The sequence below is a fragment of the Streptomyces sp. NPDC090108 genome (assembly GCF_044747185.1).
GTDB lineage: Bacteria > Actinomycetota > Actinomycetes > Streptomycetales > Streptomycetaceae > Streptomyces.
Genome location: NZ_JBIVDQ010000001.1, coordinates 144,501 through 162,049 on the forward strand (window position 1 = coordinate 144,501; position 17,549 = coordinate 162,049).

Annotated in this window: 11 protein-coding genes; 3 read left to right on the forward strand and 8 right to left on the reverse strand. The window is 71.9% G+C overall.

Annotated elements, in window-relative coordinates; all coding sequences use genetic code 11:
• Positions 1-150: 150 nt before the first annotated feature.
• Positions 151-1,011 carry a class I SAM-dependent methyltransferase gene (locus ACIPRD_RS00620; protein ID WP_401559978.1) on the forward strand — a complete coding sequence of 287 codons (861 nt, stop codon included), beginning with the start codon at positions 151-153 and terminating at the stop codon, positions 1,009-1,011.
• Here ACIPRD_RS00620 and ftsH read toward each other — a convergent pair.
• The 6 genes from ftsH to ACIPRD_RS00650 form a co-directional block, all read right to left on the reverse strand.
• Positions 1,008-3,152 (reverse strand): ATP-dependent zinc metalloprotease FtsH, encoded by a 2,145-nt coding sequence (ftsH, locus tag ACIPRD_RS00625; protein WP_401558791.1) that lies wholly within the window; start codon positions 3,150-3,152, stop codon positions 1,008-1,010. The genes ACIPRD_RS00620 and ftsH overlap by 4 nt on opposite strands.
• Positions 3,153-3,252: 100 nt before the next feature.
• The gene (gene ffh, locus ACIPRD_RS00630; protein WP_356404201.1) at positions 3,253-4,803 is read right to left on the reverse strand and encodes a signal recognition particle protein; all 1,551 of its coding nucleotides are present in this window, start codon (positions 4,801-4,803) and stop codon (positions 3,253-3,255) included.
• Positions 4,804-4,886: 83 nt separating this feature from the next.
• Positions 4,887-7,337 (reverse strand): [protein-PII] uridylyltransferase, encoded by a 2,451-nt coding sequence (locus ACIPRD_RS00635; protein ID WP_356404199.1) that lies wholly within the window; start codon positions 7,335-7,337, stop codon positions 4,887-4,889.
• A gap of 25 nt (positions 7,338-7,362) precedes the next feature.
• On the reverse strand, positions 7,363-7,701 hold the full coding sequence (locus ACIPRD_RS00640) for a P-II family nitrogen regulator (RefSeq protein ID WP_356404196.1): 339 nt from the start codon (positions 7,699-7,701) through the stop codon (positions 7,363-7,365).
• Positions 7,698-9,035: an ammonium transporter gene (locus tag ACIPRD_RS00645; protein ID WP_356404194.1), complete on the reverse strand. Its 1,338-nt coding sequence runs from the start codon at positions 9,033-9,035 to the stop codon at positions 7,698-7,700. Before ACIPRD_RS00645 ends, ACIPRD_RS00640 begins: the two co-directional genes overlap by 4 nt.
• Before the next feature lie 311 nt (positions 9,036-9,346).
• Positions 9,347-10,825 carry a tetratricopeptide repeat protein gene (locus ACIPRD_RS00650; protein WP_356404192.1) on the reverse strand — a complete coding sequence of 493 codons (1,479 nt, stop codon included), beginning with the start codon at positions 10,823-10,825 and terminating at the stop codon, positions 9,347-9,349.
• Between the two features lie 456 nt (positions 10,826-11,281).
• On the opposite strand from ACIPRD_RS00650, the gene ACIPRD_RS00655 reads away from it, so the two are divergent.
• Complete coding sequence (locus ACIPRD_RS00655; protein WP_356404190.1) at positions 11,282-11,944, forward strand: bifunctional DNA primase/polymerase; 663 nt, start codon at positions 11,282-11,284, stop codon at positions 11,942-11,944.
• Between the two features lie 197 nt (positions 11,945-12,141).
• Here the strand turns inward: ACIPRD_RS00655 and ftsY are convergent, their stop codons facing one another.
• The gene (ftsY, locus tag ACIPRD_RS00660; RefSeq protein WP_401558796.1) at positions 12,142-13,344 is read right to left on the reverse strand and encodes a signal recognition particle-docking protein FtsY; all 1,203 of its coding nucleotides are present in this window, start codon (positions 13,342-13,344) and stop codon (positions 12,142-12,144) included.
• A gap of 249 nt (positions 13,345-13,593) precedes the next feature.
• Between ftsY and ACIPRD_RS00665 the strand changes: the two genes are divergently transcribed.
• Entirely contained in the window at positions 13,594-15,081 is a 1,488-nt protein-coding gene (locus ACIPRD_RS00665) for a cytosine permease (protein WP_401559981.1), read from the forward strand.
• An 855-nt stretch (positions 15,082-15,936) separates the two neighbouring features.
• Here ACIPRD_RS00665 and ACIPRD_RS00670 read toward each other — a convergent pair.
• The gene (locus ACIPRD_RS00670; protein WP_356404184.1) at positions 15,937-17,355 is read right to left on the reverse strand and encodes a sugar porter family MFS transporter; all 1,419 of its coding nucleotides are present in this window, start codon (positions 17,353-17,355) and stop codon (positions 15,937-15,939) included.
• Positions 17,356-17,549 lie beyond the last annotated feature (194 nt).

The window sequence follows — 17,549 nt, forward strand, 5'->3', positions numbered from 1 at the left end:
GGGCGGTCGCGGGCAAGCCGGCCCTCACGACCCCTGGACGACTTCGCGAGCCGGGAGTTACCTGGCATACGTGGGAAGTGCGCACGCACGGCACGGGGGCCACGCGATCGGGCACTGCGTCGAACTGTCGGCGGATTGGGGCGCTTGACTATGACACCTACGCTCGTGCGGGAGCACCTGTCGCACGCGGGTTCCCGGCCACCCCGCGTGAACGTGTGCGCACGCGCGCGTGACTGGTCCGAGATCCAGGAGCGGATGCTGGTCCCGCTCCACGAGGCCGTCTACGACCGGCTCGAGGTGGGCCCGGCCACCCGGCTGCTGGGTCTGCGCTGCGGTTCCGGGCTCGCCCTGCTCACGGCGCTCGCCCGGGGCGCCGCGGTCACCGGGATCGACCCGTGTCCGGAACTGCTCGCCCTCGCGCGCGAGCGGCTGCGTCCGGACACGCAGCGGGGCACGCGCGCGCGGGCGGAGGCCCGGCTCGTCGAGGGCACGCCCGGGGACGCGGCGGACACCGGGGCGCCCGCGTACTCGCTGGTGACCGTCTTCGAGCCGATCGGCTGCCTCGCCGGTGACTCCGAGGGGCTCGCCGAACTGCTGGCCTCCGCGCTGCCGCTCATGGAACGCAGGACGGCCGTGGTCCTGGCCGGCTGGGGGCCGCCGGAGCGGTGCGCCACCGCGTCGGTGCTGCGGGTGGCGACGAAGCTGGCCGACCCGCTGCGCAGCGCGCGCAGCTGGCGGCCCGCCCGCCGCGACGATCTCGAGGAGGTCGCCCAGCGCGCCGGGCTGCGGCCGGACGGCTCCGGCCGGGTGGCCTGCCCGTTCGGCTACGCCGACAGCGACAGCGCCGTACGGGGTCTGCTGTCGACGGGGCTGTTCGACGCGGCGATCGCGGCGACCGACCGCAAGCAGGTGGACAAGGAGCTGGTGGAGGCCCTGCATCCGCACCGGCGCCCGGACGGCACGGTGTGGATGCCGAACGTGTTCCGCTACCTCGTCGCCCGGGTTCCCTAGGGTCTGTCCCCGGGACCCGGACCGGTGCCGGGCCCCGATTCCGGACCGGTGGCACGCCCGGAACCGTGCTCCGGGCCGGGCTCGGGACGGGTCCCGGTGTCGTGGGTCCCGGTGTGGCGCACCCCGGCGTCCTGGGTCCCGGCGCCTTGGGTCCCGGCGTCGTGCGCGCCGGCATCGTCGTGCGCGTCGGCGTCCTGGGGTCCGGTGTCGTGGTCCTTGGTGAACCGGGGGATGCCGGCGATGCGGTAGGCGTCCGCCTCCTCCAGCGTCTCGTTCTCCAGGAGCGCCTTCGCGAGCGCGTCCAGCTGCCCGCGGTGTTCGCGCAGCTTGTGGCAGGCCTCCTCGTAGCACTCGTCGACGATGCGGCGCATCTCGCTGTCGATGACGTCGAGGGTCTGCGGGGCGGCGGCCAGCCCGTAGGCCTGCTGGGCGTCGTTGGGGAGCGCGGAGAGACGGCCCACCTCCTCGCTCATGCCCCAGCGGGAGACCATGCCGCGCGCGATGTTGGTGACCTGCTCCAGGTCGCTCTCGGAGCCGGTGGTGATCACGTCGTAGACGACGTTCTCCGCGGCCATGCCGCCGAGGGCGCCGATGATCCGGCCGCGCAGGTACTCCTCGGTGTACGCGTACTTGTCGGCGTCCGGCGTGGACAGCGTGACGCCGAGCGCCCGGCCGCGCGGCACGATGGTGATCTTGCGGACGGGATCGGCGCCGGGCTGGAGCATGCCGAGCAGCGCGTGGCCGCTCTCGTGGTACGCGGTGCGCCGGCGTTCCTCCTCGGGCATCACCAGCGGCCGTTCCGCGCCCAGCTGGACCTTCTCCAGGGCGTCGGACATGTCCGACTGGGTCACCGCGTGCTGCTTGCGCTTGACCGCGAGGAGGGCGGCCTCGTTGGCGAGGTTGGCCAGGTCGGCGCCGGTCATGCCCGGTGTCGTACGGGCGACCTGGGCGAGGTCGACGCCGGGGGCGAGCGGGATGTCGCGGGTGTGGATCTCCAGGATGGCCTCACGGCCGCCGCGGTCCGGGGGCGAGACCTGGACCACCCGGTCGAAGCGGCCGGGCCGGGTCAGCGCCGGGTCCAGGACGTCGGCGCGGTTGGTCGCGGCGATGACGATCACGCCCTCGGACCCGGAGAAGCCGTCCATCTCGGTGAGGATCTGGTTCAGGGTCTGCTCGCGCTCGTCGTGCCCGCCCATGCCGGAACCGGCGCCCCGGGCCCGGCCGATGGTGTCGATCTCGTCGATGAAGATGATCGAGGGGGCGACCTTGCGGGCCTCCGCGAACAGCTCCCGCACCCGGGAGGCGCCCACGCCCACGATCATCTCGATGAACTCCGAGGCGGAGGCCGAGAAGAACGGCACGCCCGCCTCCCCCGCGACCGCCCGCGCGAGCAGCGTCTTGCCGGTGCCGGGCGGCCCGGCGAGCAGGACGCCGCGGGGCAGCTTGGCGCCCATGCGGCGGTAGTCGTCGGGGTTCTTCAGGAAGTCGACGACGTCGTTCAGCTCGCCCGCGACCTCGTCGATGCCGGCCACGTCGTCGAAGGTGGTGCGTTTCTGCCCCGGCACCAGTTCCACCGGCTTGGGGGGCGGTTTGCGGCCGAGCATGCCGCCCGCGCCGCCGAGCCCGGCGCTCATGCGGCGCGCGATGAACAGCCAGACGGCGACCAGCACCACGATCGGCGCCAGGGAGAGCAGCAGGTTGGAGAGGAAGCTGCGGTGCTGGACGACCGGCTCGGCGGTGACGGTGACGTTGTGCTTGGTGAGGGTCTGCCACAGCTGGTCCCCCGCGAACGCCGGCCGCTGGGTGTTGAACTTGCTGTACTTCCCGCTGCCGCCCGGCTTGGCCTGCTCCTTCCTGAGCTGACCCTGGATGGCGTCGCCCTTGGCGTAGATCTTGGAGACGTTGTCGGCGTTCACCTGCTTGCTGAACTCGGTGTACGAGATCGTCGGCTCGTTGGCCTCGCCGATGCTGGACAGCACCAGGTTGGCGATCAGGTAGACGACCAGCGCGGCGAGGAGCAGCCGCCACCAGCTCCCGCCCCGCATTCCGCGCCCGCCGGACTTCTTCGGCGAGTCCTCCGGAGCGCCTTCGGTACGCCAGGGCTGGTCGGGCGACTTGCGTGGCGGCGCGGGGTTGGTCATATCGGGACGTTACGCCACCCTCCGGCGCCCGGCACCCGCACGAACGCCCGAGGGCGCCCTTCCGGAGAAGGGCGCACTCGGGGACGTGCGTCGGGGCAGGTCAGCCCATGAACTTCTTGAACTCGTCCGGGAGCTCGAAGTCCTGGGAGCCCTGCTGCGGAACGCCGAAGGCGTTGCCGCCCTGGGCCGCGGCCTCGCGGCGCCGGGCCTCCTCCAGCTCCTGCTGCTTGCGCTTCATCGGGTTGCCGGAGCGCTGCTTGCCCTTGGCCTGCTTCGGCTGCTTCTTGCTGCGGCCGGGGCCGCCGCCCATGCCCGGGATCCCCGGCATGCCCGGCATGCCGCCGCCCTGGGCCATGCGGGACATCATCTTGCGGGCCTCGAAGAACCGCTCGACGAGGTTCTTCACGGCGCTGACCTCGACACCGGAACCCTTGGCGATACGGGCGCGGCGGGAGCCGTTGATGATCGTCGGGTCCTGGCGCTCGACCGGGGTCATCGACTTGATGATCGCGGCCGTACGGTCGACGTCGCGCTCGTCGATGTTGTTGATCTGGTCCTTGATCTGGCCCATGCCGGGGAGCATGCCGAGCAGCTTGCTGATGCTGCCCATCTTCCTGACCTGTTCCATCTGGGACAGGAAGTCGTCCAGGGTGAAGTCCTGGCCCTTCTTCGACGCCAGCTTGGAGGCCATCTTCTGGGCCTCTTCCTGGCTGAACGTCTTCTCCGCCTGCTCGATCAGGGTGAGCAGGTCACCCATGTCGAGGATGCGGGAGGCCATCCGGTCCGGGTGGAACGCGTCGAAGTCGTCGAGCTTCTCGCCGTTCGACGCGAACATGATCGGCTTGCCGGTGATCTGGCGGATCGAGAGGGCCGCGCCACCGCGGGCGTCGCCGTCCAGCTTGGACAGGACCACGCCGTCGAAGCCGACGCCGTCGCGGAACGCCTCGGCGGTGTTGACCGCGTCCTGGCCGATCATCGCGTCGACGACGAACAGGATCTCGTCCGGGGAGACGGCGTCGCGGATGTCCGCGGCCTGCTGCATCATCTCCTGGTCGATGCCGAGGCGGCCGGCGGTGTCCACGATCACGATGTCGTGGACCTTGGACTTCGCGAAGTCGATGGAGTCCTTGGCGACCTTGACCGGGTCACCGACGCCGTTGCCCGGCTCCGGGGCGTAGACCGCGACACCGGCGCGCTCGGCGACGACGCTCAGCTGGTTGACGGCGTTGGGGCGCTGGAGGTCGGCGGCGACGAGGAGCGGGGAGTGGCCCTGCTCCTTCAGCCAGCGGCCGAGCTTGCCCGCGAGGGTGGTCTTACCGGCACCCTGGAGACCGGCCAGCATGATCACGGTGGGCGGCTGCTTGGCGAAGCGGAGCCGGCGGGTCTCGCCGCCCAGGATCGTGACGAGCTCGTCGTTGACGATCTTCAGGACCTGCTGGGCGGGGTTCAGCGCCTTCGAGACCTCGGCACCGAGGCACCGCTCCTTGACGTTCTTGATGAACGTGCGGACGACCGGCAGGGCCACGTCGGCTTCGAGGAGCGCGATGCGGATCTCGCGTGCGGTGGCGTCGATGTCCGCTTCGCTGAGCCGCCCCTTGCCGCGCAGGCCCTTGAAAGTCGCTGACAGGCGATCGGAGAGAGTGTCGAACACGGCGCTCGCGGTCCTCGGGGTCGGGGATGGCTACTGGGAATCGCCCTCCAGAGTATCCCGGCGCCGAAGTCACCGGGGCAGGGTCATCCCCGCAATGTCTCCTCCAGTCCCCGGGCCATGGCCGCGGCGTCCTCCCCGACCAGGGGCACGCCCGCCCCGCTGGTGACGTAGAAGGCGTCGACGGCGTTGGAGCCGAGGGTGCTCACGTGCATGCTCCGCACCCGCACCCCCGCCTTCTCCAGCGCCATCCCGATCCGGAACAGCAGCCCCGGGGCGTCCTGGGCGCGCACCTCGATCACGGTCGCGTGGTGGGAGGCGGCCGGGGCCACGGTCACCCTCGGCGGCGGCGCGGGCCAGCCGCGGCGGCGCGGGTAGGCCGCGTCCCGCTCCGCGAGCCGGCCGTCGACGTCGAGGGAGCCGTCCAGAGCGCGCACCAGGTCGGCGCGCAGCCGGGCGGCCTGGGGCAGGGAGCCGTACTCCGCGGCGACGCGCCAGTTCAGCAGCAGGACGCTGCCGTCGTCGACGCCGTCGGGCAGGCGCAGGGTGCGCAGCTCGGCGGTGCGCACGGTGAGGCGGTGCACGGCGAGGACGCCGGCGACGGCGGGCAGTACGGCGGGCTGGTCGGGGACGGCGATGAGCAGTTCGACGCCGAGCGGCTCGGGCTCGCCGGTGGGTTCGGCGTCCGGCGGGGGGTCGGGCTGGGCGCGCAGGGCGAGGACGGGGCCGCCGGTGCGGTGGGCCTCGATGGCGAGCCGTTCCTGTTCCGCCGTGGGCGCGGCGGGTTCGGGTTCGTCGGGGGTGTCTCCGGCGAGGACGGCGGACACGCGCCGGACGAGGTCGGCGACGAGGGAGCCGCGCCAGGAGGACCAGGCGGCGGGTCCGGTGGCCAGGGCGTCGGCCTCGGTGAGGGCGTGCAGGAGTTCCAGGGTGCTCTGCGTGCCGACGGCCTCGGCGACGGCACGGACGGTGGCGGGATCGTCCAGGTCACGGCGGGTGGCCGTCTCGACGAGGAGCAGATGGTGGCGGACGAGGGCCGACAGGACGGCCGCGTCGGCGCGGTCGAACCCGATGCGTGTGGCGACGTCCTTGGCGATGATCTCACCGGCCACCGAGTGGTCGCCGGGCCAGCCCTTGCCGATGTCGTGCAGCAGGGCGGCGACGAGGAGCAGGTCGGGGCGGCCGACGCGGCGGGTCAGCGCGGAGGCGCGGACGGCGGTCTCGATCAGGTGCCGGTCGACGGTCCAGATGTGGACGGCGTTGCGCTGCGGGCGGCAGCGGACCCGTTCCCAGTCGGGCAGGAGGCGGCTGATCAGGCCCTCCGCCTCCAGGGCCTCCCAGACCTCGACGGTCGGGCGGCCGGAGCCGAGCAGGGTCACGAGCTGTTCGCGGGCCTCCGCGGGCCAGGGCGCGGGCAGCGGGCGCGCGGTGGCGGCCATGCGCCGTACGGCGTGCGGGGAGAGCGGGAGGCCCGCCTGGGCCGCGGCGGCCGCGGCGCGCAGGGGGAGCACGAGGTCGCGTTCGGGGCGTGCGGTGCGGGCGAGCACCACCTCGCCGTCCTGTTCCACGACGCCCTCGGCGAGCGGGGTGCGCTCGGCGGAGGGTTTGGCGCCGCCCAGCATGGCGCGCAGCCGCGGGCGCATGGCCCGTGAGCGCAGGACGCGTCCCACCTCGCGCCAGGTGACGTCGGCGGCGTAGGCGATCACGTGGGCCGCCTCGTAGACCTGCCGCAGCAGGGTGTCGGCGTCGAGGAGGCCGAGTTCGGCGGCGACCTGGTCCTGTTCCTGGAGGGTGAGCCGGTCGGTGGCGCGGCCGGTGGTGAGGTGCAGGGCGTCGCGGACGTCGAGGAGGCGGCGGCGGGCGTCCGCGAGGCCCTCGCGGGGGGCGTCGGCGAGCCAGGAGGCGGCGACGGCGCGCAGGGCGGTGGCGTCGCGCAGGCCGCCGCGTGCCTCCTTGAGGTCGGGTTCGAGGAGGTAGCGCAGCTCGCCCTGGCGTTCGGCGCGCTCGGCGCACAGGTCGCGGAGTTCGGGCAGGCGCTTGGGCGCCTGGTTGCGCCAGTCGGCGAGGACGGCGGTGCGCAGTCCGGCGGTCAGGCCGAGGTCGCCGGCGAGGTGGCGGGCGTCCAGGAGGCCGAGGTGGGCCTTGAGGTCCTCACCGGCGGTCTTCCTGGCCTCGGCGGGGGTGCGGACGGAGTGGTCGAGATCGAGGCCGAGGTCCCAGACGGGGTACCAGAGGCGGTCGGCTACGGCGGCTACGGCCGCGGGGTCGTTGCCGTCGTGCAGCAGCAGGAGGTCGAGGTCGCTGCGCGGGGACAGCTCGCCGCGGCCGTAGCCGCCGACGGCGACGAGGGAGACGCCGCGCAGGCCCTCGGTTGCGGCGCCGAACAGGGCCGCCAGCCAGCCGTCGGTCAGCTCGGCGAGGGCGGCACGGCGCGGCGGCCCGGACCGCGCCCCCTCGGTGAGGAGGCGCAGCCGGGCCGCCGCGTAGCCGCTGGGTCCCGAGGCATCCGCTTCTTTCGGCACATTCGTGGACGTCACTCAGCGACTCCTGTCCTTGCGTGTGTCAGAGCGCGTCGGGGCCGCGCTCGCCGGTCCTGACCCGTACGGCGGTCTCGACCGGCACGGACCAGACCTTGCCGTCTCCGATCTTGCCCGTGCGGGCGGCCTTGACGACGACGTCGATGAGCTGTTCGGCGTCATCGTCCTCGGCCAGCACCTCGACGCGGATCTTGGGGACCAGGTCGACGGTGTACTCGGCGCCGCGGTAGACCTCGGTGTGCCCGCGCTGGCGGCCGTAGCCGCTGGCTTCGGTGACGGTCAGACCGTGGACGCCGAAGGCCTGGAGGGCTTCCTTGATCTCGTCGAGCCGGTGGGGCTTGACGATGGCGGTGATGAGCTTCATGCGTCCACCTTCCTGGTCTGCGAGGCGGCCGGGGCCGGGGCGGCGGAGCCGGCGACACCGCCGCCCGCGCCGCTGAAGTCGTATGCGGTCTCGGCGTGCTCGGCGCGGTCGATGCCGGAGATCTCCTCATCCTGGGAGACCCGCATCCCGATGGTCTTGTCGAGCAGGAAGGCGAGGACCGCGGAGACGACCAGGGAGTAGGCGAGGACCGCGAAGACGCCGGCGCACTGCTTCCACAGCTGGTCGAAGCTGTGGTTGCCGTAGAAGACGCCTGTCGCGGCGGACTGGCCCTTGCCGGTGGCGAAGAAGCCGATGAGCAGGGAGCCGATGATGCCGCCGACCATGTGGACGCCGACGACGTCGAGGGAGTCGTCGTAGCCGAACCTGAACTTCAGACCGACGGCCGCGGCGCAGGCCACGCCGGCGATGGCGCCGACGGCGATCGCGCCGAGCGGGGAGACCGCGCCGCCGGACGGGGTGATGGCGACGAGTCCGGCGACCGCGCCGGAGGCGGCGCCCAGGGTGGTGAAGGCGCCGTGCCGGATCCTCTCGTAGGCGAGCCAGGCCAGCATGGCGGCGGCGGTGGCGACCTGGGTGTTGACGAACATCAGCGCGCCGACGCCGTCGTCGTTGCCGAGCCAGGAGCCGGCGTTGAAGCCGAACCAGCCGAACCACAGCAGGCCCGCGCCGAGCATGACCAGCGGGAGGCTGTGCGGGCGCATCGGGTCCTTCTTGAAGCCGGCGCGCTTGCCGATGACCAGGATGACGCCGAGGGCGGCGGCACCGGCGTTGATGTGGACGGCCGTACCGCCGGCGAAGTCGATCACGCCGAGCTTGAAGGCCCAGCCGTCGGCGCCCCAGACCCAGTGGGCGACCGGGATGTAGACGACCGTGACCCACAGGACGACGAAGAGCGACCAGGCCGTGAACTTGACGCGGTCGGCGATGGCGCCGCTGATCAGGGCCGGGGTGATGACGGCGAACATCAGCTGGAAGACCATGAAGACGAAGATCGGGATGGTGTAGCCGTCCCACAGCTCCGTCAGGCCGATGTCACTGAGCCCGAGCCAGTCGGGATTCCAGCCGATGAGGCTGGAACCGGTGCCGAAGGCGAGGGAGAAGCCGTAGAGCACCCAGAGGATCGTGACGATGCCGATGCTGATGAAGCTCATCATCAGCATGTTGAGCGTGCTCTTGACGCGGACCATGCCTCCGTAGAAGAAGGCCAGGCCCGGGGTCATGAGCAGCACCAGGGCGGAACAGATCAGCATGAAGCCCGTGTTCGCGGCGGACAGCTTGGGTGCCTCCGCGGCAAGCGTGATGGCTGGGGCCATCGGCGTCTCCTCGTCGGTGGGTACGGCCCGTGCGGGCGGTGCCGGGGCGGTCCGGTCGGTGGGGGCTGGCCGGCTGTGCGCATGAGAGTGACGCAGCGCGGTTTCCGTGGGAGCCCCTCGTTGTTTCGCCGGGGTGACGAAGACGCCCTGTGTGTTACGTGGCGGTGAAGCGCGGGTGGCGCGGGACATGGGCCGGCCGCGGCGGCCTCTCGATGACCTGGCATGGGGGAGCCGAGTCGGTGCTGTTCGGGAGGACCGGCCGCGGCCGGGGCGTGGGTGTCGCGCGGGTGGCTGTGACGGGGACGGGGAGGTCAGACCGCCGCGGCGGTCTCGGGCAGGTCGACGGCGAGCTGGTCGGTGAGGTCGACGACGGCGGTGAGGTCGCCGAAGTCGCGCACGGCGGTGTCGACCGTCTTTCGGATACGAGTGTTCACACGCTCGGAGCGGACCTTCGTGGCGATCTCCATGGCCTGCCTGGCGTACTCCGTGCTCTGCTCGGGATCGCGCTGCAGCAGGTGCACGGTGGCCATGCCGATCAGGTTGAGCGCGTACGACCGCTGGTGCTTGCCGTCCTTGGCGAACAGCTCCACGGCCCGCTGCATCAGCGGCTCGGCCAGGGAGGCGTAGGTGGGGCTGCGGCCGGCGACATAGGCGAGGTCGCGGAAGGAGTGGGAGTTCTCCCCGTGCAGTTCGGCCTCGGAGAAGAAGCTGATCCAGTCGGGATCCGGGTCGTCCCACTCGTCGGCCTCGGCGAACGTTTCCTCGGCCATGCGGACGGCCCGCTTGCACTTGCCGGGCTGGCCCATGTTGGCGTAGGCGCGGGCCTCCATCGCATACAGCATCGCCTGGGTGCGCGGGCTCGCGCAGTCGCGGCTGCCGTACTGGGCGAGGTGGATCAGTTCCAGGGCGTCGTCGGGCCGGCCGAGGTGGATCATCTGGCGGCTCATGCTGGACAGGACGTACGAGCCGAGCGGCTTGTCGCCGGCCTCCTTGGCGGCGTGCAGCGCGAGGACGAAGTACTTCTGCGCGGTGGGCTGGAGCCCGACGTCGTACGACATCCAGCCGGCGAGTTCGGCGAGTTCGGCGGCGACCTTGAAGAGCTTGCGGGTGGTGGCCTCGGGCTGGGGTTCCTGGAGGAGGTCGGTGACCTCGTGCAGCTGGCCGACGACCGCCTTGCGGCGCAGGCCGCCGCCGCACTGGGCGTCCCACTCGCGGAACATGCGCGTGGTGGACTCCAGCAGCTCCAGCTCGGGCGCGGAGAGCCGGCCGGGCCTGCGGGACTCGTGGGGCGACTCGGGCTCGGCCGTGGCCGCGGAGAGGGGGGCCGGCACGAGCCAGCGCTGCATGGGCTCGATGAGGGAGGGTCCGGCGGAGAGCGCCAGCGAGGTGCCGAGGAAGCCGCGCCGCGCCAGCATGAGGTCGCTGCGCGAGAACTCGCCGAGCAGGGCCGCCGTCTGCGGGCCCGTCCAGGGCAGGTCGACACCGGTCGCGGAGGGTGACTGCCGTGCGGCGCGCAGGCCGAGGTCCTCGATGGAGACGACACAGCCGAAGCGCTCGGAGAACAGCTCGGACAGGATGCGCGGGATGGGCTCGCGCGGGTTCTCGCCGTCGAGCCAGCGGCGCACCCGCGAGGTGTCCGTGGAGATGTGGTTGGCACCCAGCTGGCGTGCCCTGCGGTTCACCTGGCGGGCCAGCTCGCCCTTGGACCAGCCGCTGCGCACGAACCACGAGCCGAGCAGCTCGTTGGGGCGCTTCTCAGCGTTCGCCCCGCTACCGCCGTTGCCGCCCACTGGAACGCCCCCATCCCTGAGACCACTTGTCACCGAGTGCGCCAAGCCCTATCAGAATGCCGGTAAATAGGGCCTCCCGTCCGGTGGTTCTCACCCTTCGAACGCGTCGGCGACTTGCCTCGGGCATACCCACGAGTGCATGTGCCCCTGGGACTCGCACACTCACAGTAATCCTACGATCACCGGCCCAGCCATGGTGACCCTGGAAACGCCACCATTCGCCACCCCTTCGAATGAACTCACGATCGCCTCCACGCGATTCACTTGACATAGGACAGCCGGTAGTGGGCGGAGTGATGCATCCCGGGGCGCGCGGGCTCCCATGCACCACCTCGAGTGCCGCAAGGCGCCGCCTTGGCCTCACAGGCGCGGGGGAAGCGAAGCCGTAGCGTCACACTCCGCTTTCGTCTCGCTCCGTGTCGTAACCGCCGGCGCGCTGGACCCGTTGGAGGGGGCATGGGCTTCACGATCGGTGGCATCCGGGAGATCCGCACCGGCACACGCCGGCGCGGTCGCGCGTCGGAGTGCATCGCCGTCGCCGAGTTCACCGGACTTTGGGGCTGGGACGTCGTGCCGGGCGCGCGGGCGGCGGCGGGAGCCTGCTCCTGCGGGCACGCCGGGTGCCGGGCGCCGGGCGCGCATCCGCTCGGATTCGCCTCCGAGGTGCCGGCCGGGTCCACGCTCGACGAGGTGACCAAGGCCTGGTCGGAGTTCCCCGGAGCCTCCGTACTGCTGCCCGTCGGCCGCGCGTTCGACGTCATCGAGGTCGCCCTGGCGGCCGGCCGGCGCGCTCTCGTCCGCCTGGAGCGCATGGGTCTTCCGCTCGGCCCGGTCGCCGCGACCCCGGACGGCCGCGCCCACTTCTTCGTCGCCCCCGGAGCCGCCGCCGAACTCCCCCGGCTCCTGTACCGCATGGGCTGGGACGACCCCTCGGCCCTGGACCTGACCGGCCTCGGCCCGGGGACGCACATCACCGCCCCGCCCTCCGACCTCGGCGGTCTCGGCCCGGTGCGCTGGCTGCGGCCTCCCGCGCTGGACTCCGCGACCAGGCCTCCGGCGGCCCGGCTGCTGCTGGGCACACTGGCGTACGTGGCCCACCGGTCTCGAGCCGGATCCTGAGGCGCGGGGCGCCACGGCCGGCCGCTCCCCGCGCCCACCCCGCTTCCGCCGCTTCCGCCGCTTCCGCCGCCTCCGCCCCGCCGTCTCCTGAACCCGTCCCGCTTGCCGCACTCCCCGCACATGACGAAGCGCCCGCCCCCAGCTGCATCCTGGGGCGGGCGCTTCTCGCGCGGGCGGTCGGTAAGTCCACGGGCCGCTCAGTCGCCGATGAGCGCGTCCACGAACGCCTCGGGGTCGAACGGCGCCAGGTCGTCCGCGCCCTCGCCGAGTCCGATCAGCTTGACCGGCACGCCCAGCTCGCGCTGGACGGCGATGACGATGCCGCCCTTGGCGGTGCCGTCCAGTTTGGTGAGCACGATGCCGGAGATGTCGACGACCTCGGAGAACACGCGGGCCTGGACCAGACCGTTCTGGCCGGTGGTGGCGTCCAGCACGAGCAGCACCTCGTCGAGCGGCGCGTGCTTCTCCACGACCCGCTTGACCTTGCCCAGCTCGTCCATGAGGCCGGTCTTGGTGTGCAGGCGGCCGGCGGTGTCGATGAGCACGACGTCGACGCCGAGTTCCTTGCCCTCCTTCACCGCGTCGAACGCGACGGAGGCGGGGTCGCCCTCCTCCGGCCCGCGCACGGTGTGGGCACCGACGCGCTCGCCCCAGGTCTGGAGCTGGTCGGCGGCGGCGGCGCGGAAGGTGTCGGCGGCGCCCAGGACGACGGTGCGGCCGTCGGCGACCAGGACTCGGGCGAGCTTGCCGGTGGTGGTGGTCTTGCCGGTGCCGTTGACGCCGACGACCATCACGATGCCCGGCTTGCGGTCCTCGGGCTCGGTCCGCACGGTGCGGTCGACGTCCGTGCCGATGAGCTTGAGCAGCTCCTCACGGAGCAGGGTGCGCAGTTCCTCGGGGGTGCGGGTGCCGAGCACCTTGACGCGTTCGCGCAGGCGCTCCACCAGCTCCTGGGTGGGCTGCACACCGACATCGGCGGTGAGCAGCGTGTCCTCGATCTCCTCCCAGGTGTCCTCGTCGAGGTGCTCGCGCGACAGCAGCGTGAGCAGCCCCTTGCCGAGGGCGTTCTGGGAGCGGGACAGGCGGGCGCGCAGGCGGACGAGCCGGCCGGCGGTGGGCTCCGGGATCTCGATCTCGGGGGCCTCGACCGCGGGGGGTTCCTCCACGGCGACGGTCGCGCCCGCGCCCGGAAGGTCCACCTCCTCGATCGACCGGCGCGGTTCGTCGCGCGGTGTCTCGGCCTCGTCGCCGACGTGCGGCTCGGCCGGGGGCGCGGTGATGTCGGGCGTGGAGGGCGGCGGCGGGGGCAGCGTCTTCTGGCGCCGGCTGCCGACGATGAGCCCGCCGAGCGCCGCGAGCACCACCACAGCGATGACTACAGCAAGGATGACGGTTTCCATAACGGCTCCAGTATCGGCCATGAGGTGCGGCCCACCCCCGCTTGTGCGTACTCCCGGCCTGTCCCCGCTTGGAGCTTCGCACAGGAGACAAATGCCACTCGGGTGAAGTAGTCGGATTAAAGTACGATGGCCTGGGTTTCCTTGCGGCGCGGAGTGTCCCGTCCACCGCGCGCGCGGTCCCGTCGTCCCCTTCCCCCCACCGCTAGGGCACACCTCTTCATGAGCAGAACCGCCATGAGCAAGACGGCCATGAGCGCAACGGCCGAGACCGAAGGCGCACTCGAGACCCGCGGCATCGAGCAGGTACCCGATGCGGAACGCACGGCGAAGACCCGCGGACTGTTCCCGACCTGGGTGGGCGCGAACATCAGTGTGCTGCTGCTCACGATGGGCGCGAGCCTGGTGGTGGCGTACCACCTGAACTTCTGGCAGGCGCTCGTCGTCGCGTTCGTCGCGCCCGCGGTCTCCTACGGTCTGGTCGGCTTCATCGGCATCGCCGGCAAGCGCGGCGCGGCGCCCGGCATGGCGCTGTCGCGAGCGGTGTTCGGCCAGCGCGGCAATCTGCTGCCCGGCGCGCTGATCTGGGTCGCCCGCTGGGGCTGGGAGACCATCAACGCCGTGACCGGCGCGTACGCCCTGCTGACGATCCTGGACCTCGGCCTGGGCATCAAGGCGAGCCCGGTACTGGACCTGGTCACCCTGCTGCTCTTCGTCATCGCGACCTTCGCGATCTCCGGTCTCGGCATCGGCGCCGTGCGCACGTGCAGCAAGTACGCGACCTACCTCTTCGGTGTCTTCTCGGTGCTGGTCCTCGGCTACCTCGCCGTGCACACCCACTGGTCCGCGGTGATGCACCAGGGCGCCGGCTCCACGGCCTCCCTGATCACCGCCGTCGGCATGATCGCGGCGGGTGGCGTGAGCTGGATCCCCTCCGCGCCGGACTTCACGCGCTATCTGCCGCGCACGGCCTCGTCGAAGGCGATCGTGGGGACGACGATGGGCGGCGCCGGCATCGTCGTGATGCCGCTGGTGCTGATGGGCGCCGTGATGGCGGTCGCGACGCCGGACCTGGCCACGGCCTCCGACCCGGTCTCCTTCGTCGGCAAGATCCTGCCGCTCTGGATCGCGGTGCCGTACCTGCTGATCGCCGTGGTCGGCATGCTGCTGATCAACTCGATGTCGATGTACTCGGCCGGCTTCACCGCCCAGACCCTCGGCTTCAGGATCCCCCGGCACTGGGCGGTCTCCGTCAACGCCGTCATCTCGCTGGCCCTGGGCGGCGTCCTGATGCTGGTGGCGACCAGCTTCCTTGGCTCCTTCATCGCCTTCCTGTCGATGCTGGCGGTGGCCTTCTCCGCCTGGACCGGTGTCTTCGGCGCGGACATGTTCCGGCGCAGGTCCTACGACGGCCGGGCCATGGCCGACACGACCCGCACCAGCGCCTACTGGTACCGGGCGGGCTTCTCCCCCACCGCCGTGGCCGCGTGGGCGATCGGTCTGGTCATGGGCCTGATGTTCACCACCTCGGACTGGTTCACCGGCCCGCTCGCGAAGAACAACGTCATCGGCCGGTACGGCCTCGGCTGGATCGCCGCGATCGTGATCTCGGGCGTGCTGTACCTGGTGCTGCCCAAGCCGGCGGTGGCCGCTCCGGCGCCGTCCGCCGGCCCCGACGAGGCGGCAGAGACGGCCGGGCCCGCCGAGGCCGCCGCGGAAAGCGTGTCCGCCGGCGTCTGACCGACCCGGCCGCTCCCCCGCACGACCGGCCGAAGTCCCCCTCCACCGAGCTGCACCGGAGGGGGACTTTCGCATACCCGGGGCACGGCACCCGACAAGCCCCGACGGAGCCGGGCGGACCTCGGCAGGCCCCGACAGACCTCGGTGGAAACGGCAGGCCTGGGCGGAGCCTGACCAAGAGCAGCGCCGGAGCAGGGCAGGAGCAGGGCGGGCGGGACCGGAACAGGCGGGAGCAGGGCGAGCCCCCGGTGGGCGGGACCGGGACAGGCCCCCGGTGGGCGGGACCGGGACAGGCCCCCGGTGGGCGGGACCAGGGAAGTGACCCGGCAGGCCGCGAGGCCCACGCAGGCCCCGGGCCGCCATGGCCTACCGCCGCACCGCCCGCACGTGCCCGCCACCGGGGGCGTCCGTCCGAGCGGCGGCCGTACGACCCCGCGCGGACAGGCCCCGGCGCACCGGTACGGCGTGGACCGCCCCGCCCGCTCCTGCCCGCTCCGGACTCCGCGCCGATGCACGCCCGGCGGCTGTACGACGGCCCGACACGACGGACCCGTGCGCGACGGCCCGTCGTACAGCGCGCACGAGGGCCGGATCGGGCGCGCCCCCCGCACACCGCGGAGCGACCCGCACGCGCCCACCAGGCCCCGGCGACCGGAGCCGGCCCCACGACCGGCAACCGGAGGCGGCCCCTCGACCGGCGACCGGAGGCGGCCCCTCGACCGGCGGTCTGCTGTCCGCCCCCGGACAGCAGACCGCCGCCCCCGCTCCGGGCAGTGACCGGTGCGGGGGCGGCGGGAAGGTACGAGGAGAGGGGCAGCGGGGACTTGGCCCTTCTCCTCGGCTCAGGGGGTGGGCTCAGCCCATCTCCTCCAGCGTCTTGCCCTTCGTCTCCTTGACGAACTTCAGGACGAACGGGATGGAGAGCGTGGCGAAGATCGCGTAGATCACGTAGGTGCCGGAGAGGTTCCAGTCGGCCAGCGACGGGAAGCTCGCGGTGATGGCCCAGTTGGCGATCCACTGCGCGGAGGCGGCCACACCGAGGGCGGCGGCGCGGATCTTGTTCGGGAACATCTCGCCGAGGAAGACCCACACGACCACACCCCAGGACAGGGCGAAGAAGAGCACGAACAGGTGGGCGGCGATCAGCGCGACCAGGCCCTGCGTGTGCGGCAGCTTGCCGTCGACCAGGTGGGCGCTGAACGCCCAGGCCTCCAGGGCCAGGCCGAGGGCCATACCGGCGGAGCCGATGAGGGCGAGCGGCTTGCGGCCGACGCGGTCCACGAAGATCATCGCGATCACGGTGCCGACGATGTTGATGATCGACGTCGTGAAGGAGTAGAAGAACGACTGCGACGGGTCGACACCGACCGACTGCCACAGCGTCGAGGAGTAGTAGAACGCGACGTTGATGCCGACGAACTGCTGGAAGACCGACAGGCCGATACCGACCCAGACGATCGGCTTGAAGAAGAAGCTGCCGCCGAGCAGGTCCTTGAAGGAGGACTTGTGCTCGCTCTTCATGGCGTGCTCGATCTCGGCGACGCGGGCGTCCAGGTCGACGCTGTTGCCCTCGACCTCGGCGAGCACCTCACGGGCGCGGGCCTCGCGGCCGACGGAGATCAGGAAGCGCGGCGACTCGGGGATCGCGAAGGAGAGCAGGCCGTAGAGGACGGCCGGGATGACCATGACGCCGAGCATGACCTGCCAGGCCTCGATGCCCATCAGGTGACCGCGCTGGTTGCCGCCGGCGGCGTTCAGGATGCCCCAGTTGACCAGCTGCGAGATGGCGATGCCGATGACGATCGCGGCCTGCTGGAAGGAACCCAGACGACCGCGGTAGGCGGCCGGGGCGACCTCGGCGATGTAGGCGGGGCCGATGACGGAGGCCATGCCGATGGCGAAGCCGCCGATGATGCGCCAGAACGCGAGGTCCCACAGCGCGAAGGGCAGCGCGGAGCCGACGGCGCTGATGGTGAAGAGGACGGCGGCGATCTGCATGCAGCGGATGCGGCCGATCCGGTCGGCTATGCGGCCGGCGGTCGCGGCGCCGACGGCGCAGCCGATCAGGGCGATGGCGATGACCTGGGCAAGCGCCGCGGGGCCGATGTCGTAGCGGCCACGGATCGCCTCGACGGCACCGTTGATCACAGCGCTGTCGTAGCCGAAGAGGAAACCGCCCATGGCGGCGGCCGCGGCGATGAAGATGACATGCCCGAGATGCTCGGGATGAGCCGCCCTGGCTCCGGGCGAGGGCGCCTGCGCTGTGCTGGTCACTTAGTAACTCCTCGGGCCACCGGCAACGCTGCCGGGGTGGGGGTGAGCCCTTCCAGGTTTCCAGTGGCGCACAGGTTGGCGCCGCTCACACCTGAAGGTAAATACAACGTTGCAGAGACTATGCCTTCAAGTTTCGAAGTCAATAGCTCAACGAGTGTGAGCTTTTCGATACGAGTCCCCCACCTCGCGTTCAA